Raw genomic sequence first — 20,751 nt, forward strand, 5'->3', positions numbered from 1 at the left:
CGAGCCTCGCATGGGCGTGTCACGCGCGCGTTACGCCAGGAAGTCGTGCGCGATCTCGGCCGCGACCCGCTCCAGTAGCGGTCCCGCGTTCGGGATGGACTTCGCCGGGTCCGGTTCCAGGTCCGTGAGCGGGTAGGCGCGGCGGATGCCCATCGCGCCCAGCGCCTCGGGTGCGAGGGCGAGCCGCCCGCAGACCGCGACGACCTCCTTGCCCGCGGCGCGGGCGGCCGCGGCGACGCCCGCCGGGGCCTTGCCGTGCGGGGTCTGCTCGTCGAGGGAGCCCTCTCCGGTGATCACGAGGGTGGCGCGGGCGAGGGCGGGGGCGAAGCCGAGGACGTCGAGCATCAGCTCGATGCCGGGGCGAAAGCGCGCGCCGAGCAGCAGCGCGCCGTACCCGATGCCGCCCGCACCGCCCGCGCCGGGCGCCGCGGCGAGGACTGCGGCCTTCGGGCCGATCGCTTCTTCGAGCACGCGCGCGTAGTGCGCGAGGGCCGCGTCGAGGGTGTCGATGTCGTCCGGTGTGGCGCCCTTCTGCGGCCCGTACACCGCCGCGCAGCCCGTGGGTCCGGTCAGCGGGTTGTCGACGTCGCTCGCGAGGACGAGGTCGACAGTGGCCAGGCGCGGGTCGACGCCGGAGAGGTCGGCGGAGGCCAGCCGTGCGAGCGCGCCGCCGCCAGGGCCGACCGGTTCGCCGTCCGCGTCACGCAGGACCGCGCCGAGCGCGGTGAGCATCCCGGCGCCGCCGTCGGTGGTGGCGCTGCCGCCGACGCCGAAGACGAGGGTCGTGGCCCCGGCGTCGAGGGCCGCGCGCAGCAGCTCGCCGGAGCCGTACGTGGTGGCTGTGAGCGGCGCGAACACCCCGGGCGGCAGCAGCTGGAGGCCGGACGCCTCCGCCATCTCGACCACCGCCGTGGTCCCGCGCAGCGCGAACGCGGCGGTGACAGGCGCGCCGAGCGGCCCGGTCACGGTGACCTCGCGCCGTTCGAATCCGGCCGCCACGGCCGCCGCCACCGTCCCGTCGCCTCCGTCGGCGACGGGCAGCGTCTCGACGTCGAGCCCCGGCAGGACCCGCCGCAGCCCCGCCGCGACCCGCTCGGCGACCTGCGCCGCCGTGAGCGAGCCCTTGAACTTGTCGGTCGCGACCAGCACCCGCACGGCCCCGGTCACCGCTCCGTCCGTCATCGCACATCCCTTGCTTCCGGTGCTTCCGAACAGCCAGTCGCACCGCCGCCGACCATATCGGCGGCGGAAGACGGCGTGCCACCGCCAGGAATCGCCACATTTTTCCCCATAGTGGGGCTCCATGAGCACGGAACCGACGGGCCCTCCCTCCGAGCACGAGCCGAACCCCCACTTCGACCACAACACCGCCGCCGACGACGGCACCGGCCGCCCCGGCGGCCCTCCGGACGCCCGCCCCGACGCGAAGGTCATCGTCATCGGGATGGCCGTCGTCGTCGGCCTGGTCGGCTGGGCGGCCCTCGGCAAGACGTCCTTCGACTCCGTCTCCTCCGCGGCGCTCGACTGGGTGCTGGCCAACTTCGCCTGGCTGTTCGTGTCCGCCGCCGACATCTTCCTGGTGCTGTGCCTGGTGATCGCGGTGAGCCGCTTCGGCCGTATCCGGCTCGGCGCCGACGACTCCAAGCCGGAGTTCACGAACATGGCGTGGATCGCGATGATGTTCAGCGCCGGGATGGGCATCGGCCTGATGTTCTACGGGGTCGGGGAGCCGCTCCAGCACTTCCTGACCCCGCCGCCTGCCTCCGGCGTCGCCCCGCGCACGGGCGACGCGGCCCGCACCGCCCTGGAGTACTCCTTCTTCCACTGGACCTTCACTCCGTGGGCGATCTACGGCATCACCGGTCTCGCCCTCGCCTACGCGGGCTTCCGCAAGGGCCGCGGCAACACCCTCAGCTCCGCCTTCGTCCCGCTCCTCGGCCCGCGCCGGACGGCCTCCTGGCCGGGCCGGGCGATCGATCTGCTGGCCGTCTTCGCGACCGTCTTCGGCACCGCGACCAGCCTCGGTCTGGGCGCGCTCCAGGTGGCGGAGGGTCTGCACCTCACCGCGGGAGTGAAGGACTCCACGGCCACCGAGCTGCTGATCATCGTGGTGCTCTCGGCGGCGTTCGTGCTGTCCGCCTTCTCCGGGCTGAACAAGGGGGTGAAGTGGCTGTCCACCATGAACGTCGTGCTCGCCGCCGTGATGGCGGCCTTCGTCTTCGTGGTCGGTCCCACCGTCTACATCCTCGACACGATCCCCGCCTCCCTCGGCGGCTACCTGAACGATCTGCTGCCGATGGCGAGCCGTACCGGAGCCTTCTCCGACCGGACCTGGCTGGGCGCCTGGACGATCTTCTACTGGGCGTGGTGGCTGTCCTGGGCCCCGTTCGTCGGCACCTTCATCGCCCGTATCTCGCACGGCCGGACCGTCCGCGAGTTCCTCGCCGGGGTGCTGCTCGTCCCGTCCGGGGCGACTGTGATCTGGTTCTGTGTCATGGGCGGCACCGCGATCCGGCTGGAGTCGACGGGAGCCGCCGACCTGGCGAGCTCGGTCAAGGACGGGGCGGAGGCCTCCCTGTTCGCGATGCTCGACGCGCTGCCGATCGGCACGATCACCTCGTACGTGGCGATGCTGCTGGTCATGACGTACTTCGTGACCAGCGCCGACTCGGCCTCGCTGGTGATGGGCTCGCTCACCAGCCGGGGCGCGCTGCATCCGCCGACCTGGCTGGTGGTCGTCTGGGGTGTGCTGATGGCCGCCGTCGCGGCCGTCCTGCTCGTCGCGGGCGGGCTGAGTTCGCTGCAGACGGCGACGATCCTGGTCGCCCTGCCGTTCGTCCTGGTGATGCTGGCGCTGTGCTGGGCGCTCCTCAAGGAGCTGCGCGAGGACCCGGGCGCGGGCTCCGCCCGGCACTCCGCGCTGCACGGCGTACGGGACGCGGTGCGCGCGATGGTGGGCGAGGCGATCACCGAGCAGGGGATGACGCGGCATCAACGACTGCGCCGGGCGGCGCGGTCCCGTACCGAGGGGACCCAGGGGGACGAGCGGGCGGGCGGCGGCAAGGACGGCAAAGACGACGGGCCGGGCCCCGGCGGGGACGCGTACTGAGGGCCGAGGGCGCTCGCGGGCGGGTGGACGGCGGCAGGGCGATAACGGGGGCGGTGGCGGTGGTCCGACGGCGTGCCCGCGAGGGGCCGCCGGTACGCCGCTGACGGTCCGCCGGTGCGTCGGCGCGCGGCTCGGCCGCGCATTCGGTAGACCGGTGCCATGGGCCTGCTCAAGCACAGCGAACTCGCCGACCGGATCCTCGGCGGCTGGACGGGGCGGATCGCCGGGAACATGCTCGGCAAGCCGGTGGAGTGCGGCGAACACTGGACGCCCGAGCGGATCGACGCCTATCTGCGGCTGACCGGCGCCCTGCCGCTCACCGACTATCTGCCCGCGCCGCCCGCGGCCGGCGCCGACGGTTTCGAGCTGCGCCCGGAGTGGCCGCAGTGCGTCCGTGGGCGGATCAACGGCAGCTGCCGGGACGACGACATCGACTACTCGATCCTCGGGCTGCACCTGCTGGAGACCCGGGGGTTCTCGTTCACCACCGAGCAGGTCGGCGAGGCGTGGCTGCAGCGGCTGCCGTACCTGCGGACGTACACGGCGGAGCGGGTCGCCTACCGCAATCTGGCGAACGGTCTGAAGCCGCCGCTGACCGCCACGTACGACAATCCCCACCAGGAGTGGATCGGCGCGCTGATCAGGGCGGACGTGTACGGCTGGACCTCGCCGGGCGATCCGCGCCGGGCCGCCGCGCTCGCCCGCCGCGACGCGGTCCTGTCCCATACGGGCAACGGTGTGTACGGGGCGATGTGGGCGGCGGCGCTGGTGGCCGCCGCGTTCACCGCGCCCGACGTCCGCACCGCGCTGACGGCCGCCCTGGAGCGGATCCCGGCGAGCGCCCGGCTCGCCCGGACCGTACGGCACACGATGGCCCTGCACGAGGCGGGCGTCGAGTGGTCCGAGGCGCTGGCGGAGATGGCGGAGCGGACCGCCGGGCTCGGCTGGATCCATGTGGTGCCGAACGCGGCGGTGCTGACGGCCGGGCTGCTGTACGGGGACGGGGACTTCAGCGCCACCGTGGGACTGACCGTGCGCGGCGGCCAGGACACCGATTCCAACGGCGCGACGGCCGGGTCGGTCGCGGGTGTGCTGTGCGGGGCGTCGGGGATCCCGCCGCAGTGGTCGGAGCCGCTGCACGACCGGGTGCGCAGCTCGGTCACCGGCTTCGACCGGATCAGGATCAGCGAACTGGCGGACCGGACGGTGCGGCTGGCTACGCTGGCGGGATGACGACCTCCGGCGCCACTCCCGCCCCCGACGCCTCGTCCGAGGCCTCCTCCCATGCCTCTTCCGGTACCGGTTCCGGTACCGCTTCCGGCGCGGTTTCCGACTACGCCACGTACATCGCGGGCCTGCCCCGGGTCCTGGCCGCCGCGGCCACGGTCTTCCGGGACGAAGGCGGCCGGGTCCTGATCGTCGAACCGAACTACCGGGAGGGCTGGACCCTGCCGGGCGGCACCGTCGAGGCCGACACCGGCGAGACTCCGCGCCAGGCCGCGCGGCGCGAGACGGCCGAGGAGATCGGTCTCGACCTGACGCCGGGCCCGCTGCTCGCGGTCGACTGGGTACACGGGGCGGCGCGGCCGCCGCTGGTGGCGTACGTGTACGACGGCGGGGTGCTCACAAAGGAGCGGTTCGCCGCGATCCGGCTCCAGGAGGAGGAGCTGGACTCCTGGAAGCTGGTCGGGCGGGCGGAACTGGCCGGCTATCTCCCCGGCCCCCTCTGTCTGCGGGTCCACGCGGCCCTCGACGCCTTGGCGGCGGGGCGCGGCCCGGTGGAACTGGAGGACGGGCGCGTGGCGCGGTGACCGGCGGGCCTCCGCGGCCGTTTCGATCAGGCGGCACGGCGGGTCTTGCGGCGGTGCACCGCGAGGGCGGTGCCACCACCGACGACGATCACCGCCGCGGCCACCCCTGCGACCGCCTTGGTGTGGTCGTTCGTGCCGGTCTCGGCGAGAACCGTCTCCTGGGCAGCGGGGCGCGGCCGGGCGCTGTGGGCCTTCATGGTCTTCTCGATCCAGCCCGTGTAGGCGGACGCACTGGTGTAGAGACCGGGTCCCTTCGAGCAGGGCACGTCCGGGACACCGGGCCCCGAGGTGACCCCGATCAGTTCCCAGCGGCCGCCCCGGCCCTTTTGGACCTGCGGCCCGCCGGAGTCCCCGAAGCACGCCATGGCATCGGGCACGGTGGTGATGGTGCACAGCCGGGTCCGGTCCGCCCAGCCGGGCGCGCACTCGGACACGGCTCCCCTACGGGTGTTCAGCTCCTGGAGCCGGTCCGGGAACGTGAACTCGGTGTCGGCAGTGGTACCGAAACCCACGAGACGCGTCGGCGTGCCCGGCTTCCCGGGCTGCGCGGCGATCTTGACGGGCGTCTCCGCTACCGGACGGTCCAGGCGTATCAATGCCATGTCGTCCTTGTTGGCGACTTTGTTGTCACCGTTCACATAGCCGGGGTGGACGAAGGTCCGGTCGATCTTCCGGACGGTGCCACCGGACTTGCGATGGTCACTGCCGAGGCGCACGATGCCCTCGAGTTCGAGACCCTCGCCCTGCACACAGTGGGCGGCCGTCAGCACCCACCGCTCGTCGATCAGCGATGCCCCGCAGTTTCCGTCGAGCAGACCCTGCGTGGGGGCCGACATCGGAATGGTCGCCATGAACGGGTAGCTCTCCGTGGAATCCGTCCCGTTGACAATGGCTTCGGCACTGCCGGCCATGACGGTGACACAGGCCGCGGCGGCGAGGATGCCGACGGCGGAGGCGCGGATGGTACGGCGGTGCGACGGCTGACTGAGGGTGAACACGTTGTTTCCTTCTTGCCTGGTGGATCTGTGCGCATTCAGCCTCGTTGTTCCGGATCCGCTGGACCATCCGGGCAACAGGTCGGCCGATGGTGGGGCCAGCCCCCGTCGACCGGGACGCCCCGGGGCCCAGGCATGAGGCTGCCCGGCCCCGGGGACCGGGGCAGGGCAGGGCAGCGGGGCGGGGCCGGACCAGGGCTCACATCGTGTTGACGATGAGTCCGATGTGCGTGAAGTAGTTGAGCGCCCCGAACAGCAGGAACGCGAGGCCCGCCAGCGCCCAGCACACACCGGCCACCCAGGCCACCGCGCCGCCCCGGCGGCGCAGCACCCAGGGGAAGAGCACCGCGCCGACGCCGGTGAGCACGTACAGGCCGGACATGAAGCTGGCCTCCAGCATCGGGTGGTCGGCGAACTGCCCCGAGATGGGCTCCTCGGGCGGCGCGGCGAACAGGGTGTAGCGCCAGCCCGCCGCCGCGATCCCGAAGCAGGCCAGTCCGAGCCCGAAGACCAGCAGCGAGACGGGCGCGGCCAGGGCCGCGACCGCGCGACCGCGGTCCACCCCCGAGCTGACGACCCCACCGCGCTTCCAGAGGAAGAACGCGGCGAAGAGCAGCAGCACGCCGAAGCCGAGGGCGGGCTCGCCGAAGATGATGTTGTCGAAGGGGAAGCCCTGGCCTGCCAGCGGCCAGGTCAGCGTCATGTGCAGGCCGGTCGCGAAGAGGATCAGGCCCAGCGTGCCGAAGCCCATCGCCCAGGCGTCGGGCACCACGGGACGATCCGTCAGGAGCATCCATCCGAGGGCGACGACGAGCAGCAGCCCCGCCCCGGCGCAGAGCGACATGATGGTGTTGTAGGTGGGCATCTTCGCCCAGTCGATCTTCAGTCCGGCGGCGAGGAGCAGCGGCGTCGTCGTGTTCACGGCGCGACCGTAGGGGCGCGCGTACCCCGGGAGGGGTGCTCTTCCACGCGCGCCCGCCGAAGATCCACCGATCGGAGCAGCGAACACGCCGGCGGTTGGTCCGTACGCGCTAGAAAAGCGTCTCTTCGGCGGCCTGCTCCCCCGCCTCGAAGGCGAGCAGCCGGCGCTTGCGGTCGAGACCGCCGCCGTAGCCGGTGAGGCTGCCGCCCGCGCCGATCACCCGGTGGCAGGGGACGACGATGCCCACCGGGTTCTTGCCGTTGGCGAGGCCGACGGCGCGGGAGGCGGCGGGGTTGCCGAGGGCCTCGGCGAGTTCGCCGTACGTCCGGGTCTCCCCGTACGGGATGAGCCGCAGCTGCTCCCACACCCGGAGTTGGAACGGGGTGCCGACGAGGTGCAGCGGCAGGTCGAACTCGGTGAGTTCGCCCGCGAAGTACGCGTCGAGCTGGCGGACGGCCTCGGCGAAGGGGCGCGGGTCGGGGGTGCCGAAGGTCTCCTCGGGCGGGCGGTGGCGCTGGCCGGTCATGTGGATGCGGCTGAGCACGCCGTCGACCGCGACCAGGGTCAGCGGGTCGTAGGGGCTGTCGACGACCGTGTGCCGGACGGTGGGCGTCATGGGGGTGGTTCCTTACGCGGGGAGGTGGTTGATCGGGTGGTCGTCGGTGGCCCACAGGTACTGGACGGCGTACGCGCGCCAGGGCCGCCAGCGGGCGGCGCGCGCGGTGAGGGCGGCCGGGGTGGCGGGCAGCCCGAGGCCCTGGGCGGCGCGGCGGACGCCGAGGTCGCCGGGGAGGAAGGCGTCGGGGTCGCCGAGCGCCCGCATGGCGATGATCCCCGTGGTCCACGGGCCGAAGCCGGGCAGGGCGGCGAGCCGGGCGACGGCCTCTTCCGTGTCGGTCCCGGGGCCGAGGGCGAGGGTGCCCTCGGCGAGGGCGGTGACCAGGGTGAGCAGGGTGGTGCGGCGGCTGCGGGGCAGCGCGAGGGTGTCGGGGTCGAGGCCGGCGAGCGCGCCGGGGCCCGGGAAGAGATGGGTGAGGCCGCCCTCGGGGTCGTCGACAGGGGTGCCGTGCGCGGTGACGAGGCGGGCGGCGTGGGTACGGGCGGCGGCGGTGGACACCTGCTGGCCGAGGACGGCCCGGACGGCGAACTCGGCGGCGTCCACGGTGCGCGGCACCCGCCGTCCGGGCGCGGCGTCCACGAGGGGTGCGAGCAGCGGGTCGGCGCGCAGCCGCTCGTCGACGGCGACGGGGTCGGCGTCGAGGTCGAGCAGACGGCGGCAGCGGTTGATGGCGCGGGTGAGGTCGCGCGGATCGGTGAGCGAGAGCCGGCACAGGATGTGGTCGGGGCGCGGGGCGAGGGCGACGATGCCGTGCCCGTAGGGGAGGCTCAGGGTTCTGCGGTAGGCGCCCTCGCGCCACTCCTCGACGCCGGGGACGGCGGTGGCGGCGAGGTGGCCGAAGAGGTTCGAGGGGTTCAGCGGGGCGCGGAACGGCAGCCGGAGGGTGATCGTGCCGGGGGTGGCCGACGGGGCGGCGGGGCGGCCGCGGGAGGCGCGGGCGCGCAGTTCACCGGGGGTGAGGGCGAAGACCTCGCGGACGGTGTCGTTGAAGGCGCGGATGGAGGCGAACCCGGCCGCGAAGGCGATCTCCGCCATCGGCAGCGGGGTGGTCTCGACGAGGACGCGCGCGGTCTGGGCGCGCTGGGCGCGGGCGAGGGCGAGCGGACCGGCGCCGAGTTCGGCGAGGAGCTGGCGTTCGATCTGGCGGGTCGAGTACCCGAGCCGGGCGGCGAGCCCGGGGACGCCCTCGCGGTCGACGACACCGTCCTGGATGAGCCGCATGGCGCGGGCGACGCTGTCGGCGCGGGCGTCCCACTCGGGGGATCCCGGGCTGGTGTCGGGGCGGCAGCGTTTGCAGGCGCGGAATCCGGCGCGCTGGCAGGACGCGGCGGTGGGGTGGAACTCCATGTTCTCGGGCTTGGGCGGGACGACGGGGCAACTGGGGCGGCAGTAGATCCGAGTGGTGCGGACGGCGGTGAAGAAGACGCCGTCGAACCGGGCGTCCTTCGACTGGACGGCCCGTACGCAGCGCTCGGTGTCGGTGTGCATGCCTCCAGGATCGGCGATCGGGAGTGGGCGGGCTGGCAGAAAAACGACATGGTCGTTCCGTCGCGCTCTCACTGGGTTTCTTCGGCGTCGCGGCTCCGGGGCAGGCCGACGCCGGGACGGCCCGACGCCGGGGCGGGTCATCCGCGCGGTCGCTCGTTCTCGCGATCGATGGCGACCGGCTTTTGTGGCAGACACCCGAGAGGCGTCCGACTGGCTGAACTTCCGCTGGAGTCCGGCCGTCCGGCGCGCTTCGGAGCGAGGCCGTGCCCGATGCTGTGCCCAGCCTCAGACCGAGCCCCCAGCCAGGATCGGGATCAGCCATGACCACCGAGACCGCTCAGCAGAGCCGGGAAAGTCTCAGCACGTCCGCCGCGAGAAATCTCGCCACCACCACCAAGACCGTGCCGCAGATGCTCGGGATCACCCCGCGCTACCTGCTGCGCGTGCTGCCCTGGGTGGAGCTCGAGGCCGGCGTCTACCGGGTCAACCGCCGCCGGGGCTTCATCCTCGGCGACGGACTGATCAGCACCAGTACCGAAGGCGACGGCCAGGCCCGGGTGATCGCCGAGGACCTGCGCGAGATCGGGTTCCTCAGCCAGCTCGACAGCCCGTTGCTCAGCGCTCTGGCGCAGGGCTTCGTACAGAGCGAGGTGGCGTCCGGCGAGCTGATCGCGGACGCCGGCGCCCCCGCCGGACAGTTGTACGTCCTTGTCGCCGGCCGGGCCGAGAAACGTGCCACCGGCGAGTACGGACAGGACGCCCTGGTGGCCGTCATCGGCGAGGGTGACTTCTTCGACGCCGACGCGTGGGCGACCGGCTCGCCGATGCCCTACCGGGTCGAGGCCGTCACCGAGTGCACCGTGCTGACCCTCGATCGCCGGATGCTGCTCGAACTCGCCGACCGTGAACCCGCGTTGCGCGCCCAGCTGGACGCCCTCGGCACCGAAGGGCCGGCCGGGAACGATCGCGAGCGGCCGATCGAGCTCAGCTCCGGTCACACCGGGGAGCCCTACCTGCCGCAGACCTTCGTGGACTACGAGGATTGCCCCCGCGAGTACGAACTCGCCGTCGCCCAGACCGTTCTGAAGGTGCACACGCGCGTCTCGGACATCTTCAACTCCACGATCGACCAGGTGCGGGCCCAGCTGCGGCTGACGGCCGAGGCGCTGCGCGAGCGCCAGGAGTGGGAGATGATCAACCACCCCGAGTTCGGCCTGCTCCACAACATCGCGCCCACCCAGCGCGTGCGCACCCGCAGGGGCTCGCCCACCCCTGACGACCTCGACGAGCTGCTCACCCGGGTGTGGAAGCAGCCCGCGTTCTTCCTCGCCCACCCCAGGGCCATCGCCGCCTTCGGACGCGAGTGCACGCGGCGTGGGGTGCCACCGCAGATCGTCGAGCTGTTCGGCAGCCCGTTTCTGACCTGGCGCGGTGTGCCACTGCTGCCCACCGACAAGCTCGACCTCCAGGGTTCGGCCAACTCGGCGCCCGGCACCACCAACATCCTGCTGATGCGCGTGGGCGAGGACCAGCAGGGCGTGGTGGGCCTGCGGCCGGCGAAGGTGCCGGACGAGGCCGAGCCCGGCCTGTCGGTACGCGCGATGGGTGTCGACCTCCAGGCCATCACCTCGTATCTGATGACCAGCTATTTCTCGGCCGCGGCGCTGGTGGACGACGCCATCGGAGTCCTCCAGAACGTCGAGGTGTCGAGCTACCATGACTACCCCTGACGGGCATGGGGGCGGTCCGATCGGTTTTCCCGCGCCCGGTCCGCGGTCGGCACCGACCGGGGCCTTCCCGCTCCCCTCGGCGCTCTCGCACGCGGTGACCGGCGCCCGGTACTGGCTGCCCCAGCCGCCCACGCCCGTCACTTCGAAGGCCTCCGCACCGCACCCGGTCGCCTTCGACGTCGAAGCGGTGCGGCGGGACTTCCCACAGCTGCACCGGGAGGTGGCCGGCCGGCCGCTGGTCTGGCTGGACAACGGGGCGACCACGCTGAAACCCCGCCAGGTCATCGAGGCGGTCGGCGAGCACTACGCGAGGGAAGCCTCCAATGTGCACCGCGGCGCGCACACCCTCGCCAGGCGGGCCACCCAGGTCTACGAGGAGGGCCGTGAGGAGGCCGCGAAACTGCTCGGCACCCGGGACACCGGCGAGATCGTCTTCGTCCGGGGCACCACCGAAGCCGTCAACCTGGTGGCGCAGAGCTGGGGCCGGGCCAACCTGGGCGTAGGCGACGAGATCCTCGTGTCGGCCGCCGAACACCACTCCAATCTGGTTCCCTGGCAGCTGATCGCCAAGGAGCGCCGTGCCAGGGTGGTGCCGATCCCGCTCCTGCCCGACGGGCGCCTGGACCAGGACGCCTACCGCGACCTGCTGAACAACAAGACCAGGCTGGTGGCACTCACCCACGCCTCCAACACCCTGGGCACCGTCCCGCCGGTGGCGGAGATGACCGCCCTCGCCCACCGGTGGGGCGCCAGGGTACTGGTCGACGGCGCCCAGGCGGTGTGCCACTTTCCGGTGGACGTCACCGAGCTGGACGCGGATTTCTACGCCTTCTCCGGGCACAAGGTGTTCGCCCCCACCGGGATCGGCGTGCTGTTCGGCAAACGGGAGGTGCTGGAGGCCATGCCGCCGTGGCAGGGCGGCGGCAACATGATCGACTCGGTGAGTTTCGGGAAGACCTCCTACGCGCCCCTGCCGCACCGGCTGGAGGCGGGCACCGGCCACATCGCCGGCGTGGCCGGCCTGCGGGCGGCACTGCGCTACCTCGCGGGCCTGGACCGTGAGGCCGCCACCACGTACGAGGAGCGACTCGCCGCCTACGCGACGCGCGTCCTGTCCACCGTGCCCGGGATCCGGATCCTGGGCACGGCGCCGGGAAAGATCGGCGTGCTGACCTTCCTGCGGGCCGGTGCCGACCCCATGGACCTCGCCGGGCGGCTCGACCAGCGGGGTATCGCCGTCCGCGCCGGACACCACTGCGCCCAGCCGGCGCTGGCCGCGTACGGGGTCACCAGCGCGGTCCGCGCGTCACTCGCGGTGTACAACACGGCACGGGAGGTCGACGCCCTGGTGAGCTCGCTCCATGAGGCGGTCGGCGCCCAAGGCGTCCGGTAGCGGCTGCGGCCACCCGGCAGGCGGGACAGTGCCCGGCTTCCACGTACCCGGTGTGCCTCCGTGACCGAACATGCCGCCCCGCGGGCGCGGCCCAGCACGACGCGGCCACCGGCCGGAACGGATCACACCGGGCGGCCGGCACCGCGCTGGGCCGCGCCCTCACCTCATGGCGGCCTCGAAGGCGGCATATGCCTCGACGTCGAAGAGGACGAAGCGGACCTCCTGGACAAAGGCCGGGCGGGCGGCCCGTACGGTCTCGACGGCGATCCGGGCGCCGTCGTCCATCGGCCAGCCGTAGACCCCGGTCGAGATCGCCGGGAAGGCGACTGTACGGGCACCCGACTCGTCGGCCACCCGCAGGGATTCGCGATAGCAGGAGGCGAGCAGCGCGGAGCGGTCCTCGGTGGGGCTGTACACCGGGCCGACGGTGTGGACGACCAGGCGGGCGGCGAGATTCCCGGCGGTGGTGGCGACGGCCTGACCGGTGGCGAGGCCGCGCCCGTAATGGCCGGCCCGGAGCTTTCGGCACGCTTCCAGGACGGCCGGGCCGCCGCGCCGGTGAATGGCGCCGTCCACCCCTCCGCCACCGAGGAGGGAGGAGTTGGCGGCGTTGACGATGACGTCGGCGTCCTGGTCGGTGATGTCGCCTTGGACGAGGACCACGGCGGGGGCGGCCGGAGGGGTGACGGGCTGCGGGCTCATGTCCTCATGATCGTGCCCGTGACTCCGCCGCGCACCGTGTTTACGCGCCGGGGGAACCAGGCACGACGGCGGCCGAGCACTCCCGCGAGTCGCCCGGGCACCCCGGCGAGCCCGTCGCGTCAGACCGCTCCCGGCGCGCGCAGGCGCCGCCACACCGCCTTGGCCGCGTTGTGGCCGGACATCCCGTGCACCCCGGGGCCGGGCGGGGTGGCGGAGGAGCAGAGGAAGACCGCCGGGTGCGGGGTGTTGTACGGGAACAGCGACAGCTTGGGGCGCAGGACCAGCTGGAGGCCGCGGGCGGCTCCGCAGGCGATGTCGCCGCCGATGTAGTTGGCGTTGCGCGCGGCGAGTTCGGGCGGACCGGCGGTGGCGCGAGCCAGGATCAGGTCGCGGAAGCCGGGCGCGAAGCGCTCGATCTGCCGCTCGATGGCGTCGGTGAGGTCGCCGCGCCAGCCGTTGGGGACATGGCCGTACGCCCAGAAGACGTGCTTGCCCTCGGGGGCCCGGCCGGCGTCGACGAGGCTGGGCTGGGCGGTGATGAGGAACGGGGCGTCGGGGGCGGTGCCGGAGGACGCCTGGCGCAGCGCGGTGCCGATCTCCCCCGCGCTGGGCCCGACCTGTACGGTGCCGGCCCGGCGGGCGTCCTCGGCGGTCCATGGCACGGGTCCCGACAGGGCGTAGTCGATCTTGAACGCGCTCGCGCCGTACCGGTAGCCGTCGTAGTGGGCGCCGAGCCCGGCGATCCGGGCGAGCGCGGTGGGCGAGGTGTCGAAGACGTACGCGCGCGCGGGTGGCAGGTCGTCGAGCCGCTTGACCTCGAAGTCGGTGTGGACGGCGCCGCCGAGGTCCTTCAGGTACGCGGCGAGGGCGTCGGAGATCGACTGGGAGCCGCCCCGGGGCAGCGGCCAGCCGACGGCGTGCGCGGCGGCGGCGAAGACCAGCCCGACGGCGCCGGTCGCGAAGCCGTCGAGCGGGGCGATGACATGGCCGACGAGCCCGGCGAGCAGGGCGGGCGCCTTCTGGTCCTGGAATCGGCGCATCAGCCAGGTCGAGGGCGGCAGTCCGGCGAGCCCGAAGCGGGCGAGCGTGACGGGGTCGCGGGGCAGCGCGGTGGATGGCAGCTGCATGAAGTCGCGCACCAGGCTGTCGAAGCGGTGGACGAACGGGGTGACGAGCCGTCTGTACGCACCGGCGTCGCGCGGCCCGAAAGAGGCCGCGGTCCGCGCGATCGAGCGGGCGAGGACGGCCGCGGTGCCGTCGTCCCAGGGGTGGGCCATCGGCAGCTCGGGGTGCAGCCACTCCAGTCCGTACCGGTCCAGCGGCATCGTGCCGAAGACGGGCGAGCCGGCGCCCAGCGGATGGACGGCGGAACAGGGGTCGTGCCGGAAGCCGGGCAGGGTCAGTTCCTCGGTGCGGGCGCCGCCGCCCACGGTGGACTTCGCCTCGAAGACGGCCACGGAGAAACCCCGGCGGGCGAGTTCGACGGCGGCGGTCAGCCCGTTGGGTCCCGCCCCCACGATCACGGCATCGAACATCGACGTCACCCTCGGACTCCTCGTGTCGGCCGGCGATCCCTGCCCCCAGGATAGGCCGGACGCCCCTCCCCCCTTGGCCCGGCCCGACCCGTTCCCCCCGCCGCCCCGCGCTCCTCCCGGCCCACCGCTCCGGGACCCTCCCCCGCCCCCCTCCCCGCTCCGCCGCTCGCCTCCCCTCCCCCGACATGACAGATCGTCTGGCATATACCGCCGCTCGCGCGTTCCACCCGGGGGCGCGCGCCGGGGCCGGAGTACGCTGACGGCGTTCATTCCGACATCCCTTACGGCATTCACCCCGATATTCATCCCTTATTCACTCTCATTCACCCCTATTCATCCCCGTTCATCCCCGACGGGCTGGGAGGCAGGTCCGGTGCACGGCGAGTACAAGATCCCCGGCGGCAAGCTGGTCGTCGTCGATCTCGACGTGGAGGACGGCGCGCTGCGCCGCGTCCGGGTCGCGGGCGACTTCTTCCTGGAGCCGGACGAGGCGATCGAGGCCATCGACGGCGCGCTGGAAGGCGCCCCCGCCGACACCGACGCCGCCGGCCTGGCGGCCCGGATCGACCAGGCGCTGCCGCCGGGCACGCAGATGTACGGCCTGACGACGGAGGGTGTCGGGGTCGCGGTGCGCCGCGCGCTCGCGCACGCCACCGACTGGAACGACTACGACTGGCAGCTGATCCACGAGGCGCCGCAGTCCCCGGCCCTGCACATGGCCCTCGACGAGGTGATCACGGCCGAGGTCGCGGCCGGCCGCCGCCCGCCGACGCTGCGGGTCTGGGAGTGGGCCTCCCCCGCCGTGGTGATCGGCAGCTTCCAGTCGCTGCGCAACGAGGTCGACCCGGAGGCCGCCGAGCGGCACGGCATCGAGGTGGTGCGCCGGATCAGCGGCGGCGGCGCGATGTTCATCGAGCCGGGCAACACCATCACGTACTCCCTGTCCGTCCCGGACGCCCTCGTGCAGGGCCTGTCCTTCACCGACAGCTACGCCTACCTCGACGACTGGGTGCTCGGCGCCCTCGGCGACATGGGCGTCAAGGCCTGGTACCAGCCGCTCAACGACATCGCCACCGACGCCGGGAAGATCGCCGGCGCCGCGCAGAAGCGCATGGTCGCGGGCGAGGGCGCGGTGCTGCACCACGTGACGATGGCGTACGACATCGACGCCGACAAGATGACGGAAGTACTCCGCATCGGCCGCGAGAAGCTCTCCGACAAGGGCACCAAGAGCGCGAAGAAGCGGGTCGACCCGCTGCGCCGGCAGACCGGTCTGCCGCGCGAGGCCGTCATCGAGCGGATGATCGCCTCCTTCCGCTCGCGTTATGGCCTCGCGGAGGGCCGGGTCACCGACGAGGAGATGGCCCTCGCCCGGGAGTTGGCCGATTCCAAGTTCGCGTCGCCGGAGTGGATCGCGCGGGTGCCGTAGGGGCGGGGCGGCAAGGCGAATTCGGTGGGGCACGGCCCGCCGTGCTCGGTAGGCTCCGCGCCATGCGGATCGACCACCCGGTGCGCCCGGGGTTACGGATGGAGTGCGCGGACGGGGGACGGCTGCTGCTGACGCAGGGCGGGCGGCCGGTGCTGTTCGCACGTCAGCGCGTCACCCACCGCGGGTTGCACTACGCCCGGACAGGACGGTACGTCTCCCCGCTCGCGCCGCTGCGAGCCGACCAGGCGCGGGACTTCGCCGCGTTCGCCGCGCCCGGTTCACAGGAGTGGACGGAGCGCTGGGCCGCGTGCGCGGAGGCCGGACTGCGCGCGGCGTCCGAGGGGCCGCTGCACGAGGGCGAGTGGAATCTGGGTCCGGTGGCGCGGGGCTGGTTCGTCGACGGCAACTGGCCCAAGCTTCTGACGCACGATCCCGACCGGGGCCACCTCACCTGGTTCGGATACGGCGACCCGGTGGAGGACGCCCGCGATCTGCTGCCCCTGCGGGCGTTGTCCGCTCCCGGAGCCGCCCGGGTCAAGGCGTACCGCCGCCAATACCGGGAGGGGGTGCTGCCGCCCGTACTGGTGTGGTGGATCAGCGGGCTGAACTCCCCTGTCGTGCTCGACGGGCACGACCGGCTGGTCGCGGCCCTCGCCGAGGGCGGGCGGCCCACCGTCCTGGAGCTGTCGCGGACACTCGACGCCACGTACCGGGCGACTATGGCCGAGCGCCCGATCCAGGAATACGAGCACCGGATGGCCGCTCTGGATGACGGGCCGCTGTCCCGGATACGCGGCACGGCGGCCGGCCGGCGGCTCGCCGAAACACTGCGGTCCATCGAGGCGGTCCCGGAAATCACCCGGGCGTGGCCGCTGGCCGGAGGTGTGGCGGAGTGGGAGCGGGCCGTGGCCGCCCACGTTCCCGGCTGGGCTCCACCGTCCGAACGGCCGGATGACCGGGCGGCCGGATGAGGGGGCCGTGGGGGCCGTTCAGCTGCCCGGCTTCCGCGCCACCAGGTTGAACTCGTTGTACGGGAACGACTTGCCGACAGCGCGCGGGAACGGGAACGAGTACGTACGCGCGATGTCCAGGCCCATCTTCTCGGCGTGCGTGCGCAGTCCGTCGAAGTCGACGAAGCGGACGTGGGTGGCGTCCGTCCGGTAGCCGGCCTCCTGAGGGCAGATCAGGACGACCGAGCCCCCGGGCTTCACCAGGGGCAGATACTGCTCCAGGATCGAATTGCCGAGCGTCTCGTCCATGTGTTCCAGGACGTGCGCGCACAGCAGGCTGTCGAAGGAGCCGGGGCCGCAGTCCGGCGCCGCCTCCAGCTCCTCGGGCGTGTAGGCGGTCAGACCCCGTGCGCGGCAGGTGGCGACGGAGGTGGCGTTGTGGTCCACGCCGACGCTGTCGGGGCCGCAGTTGAGCAGATTGCGGCCGATGCCGCAGCCGACGTCCAGCACCCGCCCGAGACGGAGCCGCTTGAGGTTCCAGCGGTAGGGGGCCTGGGTGGGCAGGAAGCGTTTGATCCCCGAACTCTCCAGCCGGGTCAGCCGCTGGGTGTAGTCGGAGGATTCCGTGCCGGACATCGACAACCGCCTTCGTGTGGTGCACTGGTGCAGGTGTTCCGCGTCGCGTGAGCGTCGCCGAGGCTACGACATGCGGACGGCGAGGGTAAAGCGCCGCCACCTGCCCCGGCCCGGCCGTCGCCGCCCTCGCCGCCGCGTACACCGCGTACACCGCCTCCGACGCGCGTGCCGCGCCGCTCGCCGAGACGCCCCGGCCACCGGCGATGCCCTCGCCGCCGCCCTGTCACCCTCCCGGGCCGGCGGTCCGGGCGCGCCGGGCCATGAGGGAGACGTACACCAGCATCGAGGCGACGAGCCCGACCGCCCAGCCGTAGTCGGCGAGGGGCTTGAGGAACGGGATCAGGCCGCCCTCGGGGAACGGCCCGGCGCCGGGGGCCGAGTGCGAGCCGCCCACCGCGAGCACCCCGCCCGCGGCGAAGGCGAGGACGGCCGCCGGATTCCAGCCACCCCGGTACCAGTAGGGGCCGTCGACCCGGTAGAGCCCAGCGAGGTCGAGGACGGTGCGGCGCACCAGCCAGTAGTCGGCGATGAGGATCCCGGCGACCGTACCGAGCAGACCGCCGACCAGTCCGAGCCAGGTGAAGATGTACAGCTCGGGTGTGGAGGTGAGCTTCCACGGCATGATGACGACCCCGACGACCCCGGTGATCAGCGCGCCCCGGCGGAAGTCGACGTGCCCGGGGGCCAGATGGGCGAGGTCGTACGCGGGTGAGACGACGTTCGCCGCGATGTTCACCGAGATGGTCGCGACCAGGACCGTCACCAGGGCGAAGAGCAGGCCGAAGACGCTGTCGGTCTTGGCGGCGAGCGCGACCGGGTCCCAGACCGGCGCCCCGTACACCGCCTGCGAACCGGAGGTGACGAGCACCGAGAGCAGCGCGAAGAGCGTCATCGTGGTCGGCAGACCGAGGGCCTGACCCAGGAACTGGGCGCGCTGACCCGCGCCGAAGCGGGTGAAGTCGGGGATGTTGAGGCTGAGGGTGGCCCAGAAGGCGATCATGCCCATGAGGGCCGGGAAGAAGACCCGCCAGAAGCCGGGACCCCAGCCGAGCGCGGACGGCTGATCGAGGAGGGGGCCGAGTCCGCCCGCCTTGACGGTGATCCACCCGAGCAGCACCACCGCACCGACGATGACGAAGGGCGCGGCCCAGTTCTCGAAGCGGCGCAGCGCGTCCATGCCCCGGTGGATGATGGCCAGTTCGAGGGCCCAGAACAGGCCGAAGCAGAGCCACAGGGTCCACGGCTGGCCGGCGATCCGGGCGGCCTCGCCCCAGTGGCCGCCGAACACCTTGTCCAGCAGGACGAAGATGCCCTGGCCGCCGATCCAGGTCTGGATGCCGAACCAGGCGCATGCGACACCCGCCCGCACCAGCGCGGGCAGGTTGGCGCCGCGCAGGCCGAAGGAGGCGCGGGCGAGCACGGGGAAGGGGATGCCGTACTTCGGTCCGGCGTGCCCGGTGAGCAGCATCGGCAGCAGCACGATCACGTTGGCGAGCGCGATGGTGAGGACCGCCTGGAGCCAGTCCATGCCGAGGGCGACGAGCCCGGAGGCGAGCAGCCAGGAGGGGATGTTGTGGGCCATCCCGACCCAGAGGGCGGCGAAGTTGTACGTGGTCCAGCGGCGGGCGGCGAGCGGGACGGGCAGCAGGTCCTCGTTGACGAAGCGGGGGTCGCCGGGGACGGCGCCGGGCGGGAGTTCGACGCGGCCGGCGGCGGGCCGGGCGGCATGGCGGGCGCCGGGACCGGCGGATGTACCGGCGGGTCTGCCGGCGGGCGGGGTGGCTGTCATGGCGGCGGAGCCCTTCCGTGCGAGGAGACGGGGACGGGGCGGAACCGGTACGGGAGAAGCCGAGGCCGAAGGGACGGAAGAAGGATCGGAGGAGGGGTCGGAGGACGGGTCGGAGGACGGGTCGGAGGAGAGGTCGAAGGACGGGTCCGAGGTGGCGAGAAAGCGGCGGTGACGGGGCGGCGGGAAGGGGCGTGGGGTGCGCGAGGGGCCGGGCGGACCGCGTGCGCTGTCGATTTTCCCGGCCGCGCACAGTCTTGTCAGGGACACGTTCTGTTCCTACAGTCCCTAGCATCGACACATGGGAGCGCTCCCACACCCCGCACGGCATATGACATCCCCTCGTCTTCGAGAGAGGACCGGCATGAGAGCGTCATCGTCCCCCGCCCGCTCCGCGCGCACCCTGCTGAGCGGCCTCCTCATGGCCCTGATGGCCATCGGCGCCCTGGTCACCACGACGGCTCCGGCACAGGCCGACACGACCGTCTGCGAGCAGTTCGGCTCGACCACGATCCAAGGGCGTTACGTCGTCCAGAACAACCGCTGGGGCACCAGCGCCACCCAGTGCGTCAGCGCCACCAGCACCGGCTTCAAGGTCATCCAGGCCGACGGCAGCGTCCCGACCAACGGCGCGCCGAAGTCGTACCCGTCGGTCTTCGACGGCTGCCACTACACCAACTGTTCGCCCGGTACGAGCCTCCCGGCGCAGCTCAGCACCATCTCCAGCGCGCCCAGCAGCATCTCGTACAGCTATGCCGCCGGCGCCGGCGCCGTGTACGACGCCGCGTACGACATCTGGCTGGACCCGACACCCCGTACCGACGGGGTGAACAAGACCGAGATCATGATCTGGTTCAACAAGGTCGGAACGATTCAGCCGGTCGGCTCTCAGGTCGGCACGGTGACGGTGGGCGGGCGCAACTGGCAGCTGTGGTCGGGCAACAACGGCGGCAACGACGTGCTGTCCTTCGTCGCCCCGTCCGCGATCGACAGCTGGACCTTCGACGTCATGGACTTCGTCCGCGCGACCGTGGCGCGCGGACTGGCCCAGAACAACTGGTACCTGACGAGTGTCCAGGCCGGCTTCGAGCCGTGGGTGGGCGGCGCGGGACTCGCGGTGAACTCCTTCTCCTCGACCGTGAACACCGGCGGGTCCACTCCCGGCCCGGGCACCCCGGCGGCGTGCAAGGTGGCCTATGCCACCACCGTGTGGACGGGCGGCTTCACCGCGAACGTCACCGTCACCAACACCGGCTCCACCGCCGTCGACAACTGGAAGCTGGGCTTCACCCTGCCTTCCGGCCAGAACGTCACCAGCGCCTGGAACGCCACCGTCTCCCCCACGGCGGGTGCCGTCACGGCGAGCCCGCTCAGCCACAACGCGCAGATCGCGGCGGGCGGAAGCCAGACCTTCGGCTTCCAGGGGACGTACTCCGGCACCTTCGCCTCGCCCGGCGCCTTCACCCTGAACGGCGCCACCTGCACGACCGCATGACCTCGACCGCGTGACCCCGGGCGCGTAACCCCCGGCGCGTGCCTGCGGGCGCGAGGCGGTGCCGAAGAGCGCGTACGCGGCAGGGCGTGCGGCGCATGGCACAGGACGCCCGGCGCCCGGCGACCGGGGCCCGGCGCCCGAGGGCCGTACA

17 protein-coding genes are annotated in these 20,751 nt (G+C 72.7%); 8 read left to right on the forward strand and 9 right to left on the reverse strand.

What is annotated here, in order from left to right; genetic code table 11:
* Positions 1 to 30: 30 nt before the first annotated feature.
* The gene (locus ACGFRB_RS21435) at positions 31 to 1,182 is read right to left on the reverse strand and encodes a glycerate kinase (protein ID WP_393244981.1); all 1,152 of its coding nucleotides are present in this window, start codon (positions 1,180 to 1,182) and stop codon (positions 31 to 33) included.
* A gap of 121 nt (positions 1,183 to 1,303) precedes the next feature.
* On the opposite strand from ACGFRB_RS21435, the gene ACGFRB_RS21440 reads away from it, so the two are divergent.
* The 3 genes from ACGFRB_RS21440 to ACGFRB_RS21450 all read left to right on the forward strand — a co-directional run bounded on the left by ACGFRB_RS21440 (position 1,304) and on the right by ACGFRB_RS21450 (position 4,920).
* The gene (locus ACGFRB_RS21440; protein WP_393244983.1) at positions 1,304 to 3,109 is read left to right on the forward strand and encodes a BCCT family transporter; all 1,806 of its coding nucleotides are present in this window, start codon (positions 1,304 to 1,306) and stop codon (positions 3,107 to 3,109) included.
* A gap of 159 nt (positions 3,110 to 3,268) precedes the next feature.
* Positions 3,269 to 4,342: an ADP-ribosylglycohydrolase family protein gene (locus ACGFRB_RS21445; protein WP_393244985.1), complete on the forward strand. Its 1,074-nt coding sequence runs from the start codon at positions 3,269 to 3,271 to the stop codon at positions 4,340 to 4,342.
* A complete protein-coding gene (locus ACGFRB_RS21450; protein ID WP_393244987.1) occupies positions 4,339 to 4,920 on the forward strand; it encodes an NUDIX domain-containing protein in 582 nt (193 codons plus the stop codon). The genes ACGFRB_RS21445 and ACGFRB_RS21450 overlap by 4 nt, the downstream gene beginning before the upstream one ends.
* Positions 4,921 to 4,946: 26 nt before the next feature.
* Here ACGFRB_RS21450 and ACGFRB_RS21455 read toward each other — a convergent pair whose 3' ends face one another.
* The 4 genes from ACGFRB_RS21455 to ACGFRB_RS21470 form a co-directional block, all read right to left on the reverse strand.
* Positions 4,947 to 5,918 carry a S1 family peptidase gene (locus ACGFRB_RS21455; protein ID WP_393244989.1) on the reverse strand — a complete coding sequence of 324 codons (972 nt, stop codon included), beginning with the start codon at positions 5,916 to 5,918 and terminating at the stop codon, positions 4,947 to 4,949.
* Between the two features lie 196 nt (positions 5,919 to 6,114).
* Entirely contained in the window at positions 6,115 to 6,780 is a 666-nt protein-coding gene (locus ACGFRB_RS21460; RefSeq protein ID WP_363006229.1) for a DUF981 family protein, read from the reverse strand.
* A 166-nt stretch (positions 6,781 to 6,946) separates the two neighbouring features.
* On the reverse strand, positions 6,947 to 7,453 hold the full coding sequence (locus tag ACGFRB_RS21465; protein ID WP_393244991.1) for a methylated-DNA--[protein]-cysteine S-methyltransferase: 507 nt from the start codon (positions 7,451 to 7,453) through the stop codon (positions 6,947 to 6,949).
* A 12-nt stretch (positions 7,454 to 7,465) separates the two neighbouring features.
* Complete coding sequence (locus tag ACGFRB_RS21470) at positions 7,466 to 8,944, reverse strand: AlkA N-terminal domain-containing protein (RefSeq protein WP_393244993.1); 1,479 nt, start codon at positions 8,942 to 8,944, stop codon at positions 7,466 to 7,468.
* 320 nt (positions 8,945 to 9,264) lie between these two features.
* Here ACGFRB_RS21470 and ACGFRB_RS21475 point away from each other — a divergent pair, with 320 nt between their 5' ends.
* Positions 9,265 to 10,674, forward strand: a complete 1,410-nt coding sequence (locus tag ACGFRB_RS21475; RefSeq protein WP_393244995.1) for a family 2B encapsulin nanocompartment shell protein — start codon at positions 9,265 to 9,267, stop codon at positions 10,672 to 10,674.
* Entirely contained in the window at positions 10,661 to 12,067 is a 1,407-nt protein-coding gene (locus tag ACGFRB_RS21480; RefSeq protein ID WP_393244997.1) for a SufS family cysteine desulfurase, read from the forward strand. Before ACGFRB_RS21475 ends, ACGFRB_RS21480 begins: the two co-directional genes overlap by 14 nt.
* Positions 12,068 to 12,226: 159 nt before the next feature.
* Here the strand turns inward: ACGFRB_RS21480 and ACGFRB_RS21485 are convergent, their stop codons facing one another.
* Together ACGFRB_RS21485 and ACGFRB_RS21490 are read right to left on the reverse strand one after the other, a co-directional pair.
* On the reverse strand, positions 12,227 to 12,769 hold the full coding sequence (locus ACGFRB_RS21485; RefSeq protein WP_393244999.1) for an O-acetyl-ADP-ribose deacetylase: 543 nt from the start codon (positions 12,767 to 12,769) through the stop codon (positions 12,227 to 12,229).
* Positions 12,770 to 12,888: 119 nt separating this feature from the next.
* The gene (locus ACGFRB_RS21490) at positions 12,889 to 14,313 is read right to left on the reverse strand and encodes a phytoene desaturase family protein (RefSeq protein WP_393245001.1); all 1,425 of its coding nucleotides are present in this window, start codon (positions 14,311 to 14,313) and stop codon (positions 12,889 to 12,891) included.
* 364 nt (positions 14,314 to 14,677) lie between these two features.
* Between ACGFRB_RS21490 and ACGFRB_RS21495 the strand changes: the two genes are divergently transcribed.
* On the forward strand, positions 14,678 to 15,733 hold the full coding sequence (locus ACGFRB_RS21495) for a lipoate--protein ligase family protein (protein ID WP_393245003.1): 1,056 nt from the start codon (positions 14,678 to 14,680) through the stop codon (positions 15,731 to 15,733).
* A 62-nt stretch (positions 15,734 to 15,795) separates the two neighbouring features.
* Positions 15,796 to 16,704 (forward strand): hypothetical protein, encoded by a 909-nt coding sequence (locus tag ACGFRB_RS21500; RefSeq protein WP_393245005.1) that lies wholly within the window; start codon positions 15,796 to 15,798, stop codon positions 16,702 to 16,704.
* Positions 16,705 to 16,722: 18 nt separating this feature from the next.
* On the opposite strand, the gene ACGFRB_RS21505 is transcribed toward ACGFRB_RS21500, so the two are convergent.
* Positions 16,723 to 17,319, reverse strand: a complete 597-nt coding sequence (locus tag ACGFRB_RS21505; RefSeq protein ID WP_363006166.1) for a class I SAM-dependent methyltransferase — start codon at positions 17,317 to 17,319, stop codon at positions 16,723 to 16,725.
* Between the two features lie 223 nt (positions 17,320 to 17,542).
* A complete protein-coding gene (locus tag ACGFRB_RS21510; protein ID WP_393245007.1) occupies positions 17,543 to 19,108 on the reverse strand; it encodes an NCS1 family nucleobase:cation symporter-1 in 1,566 nt (521 codons plus the stop codon).
* Between the two features lie 361 nt (positions 19,109 to 19,469).
* Here ACGFRB_RS21510 and ACGFRB_RS21515 point away from each other — a divergent pair, with 361 nt between their 5' ends.
* Positions 19,470 to 20,600: a cellulose binding domain-containing protein gene (locus tag ACGFRB_RS21515; protein WP_393245009.1), complete on the forward strand. Its 1,131-nt coding sequence runs from the start codon at positions 19,470 to 19,472 to the stop codon at positions 20,598 to 20,600.
* Positions 20,601 to 20,751 lie beyond the last annotated feature (151 nt).

The sequence above is a fragment of the Streptomyces sp. NPDC048718 genome, assembly GCF_043198875.1.
GTDB lineage: Bacteria > Actinomycetota > Actinomycetes > Streptomycetales > Streptomycetaceae > Streptomyces.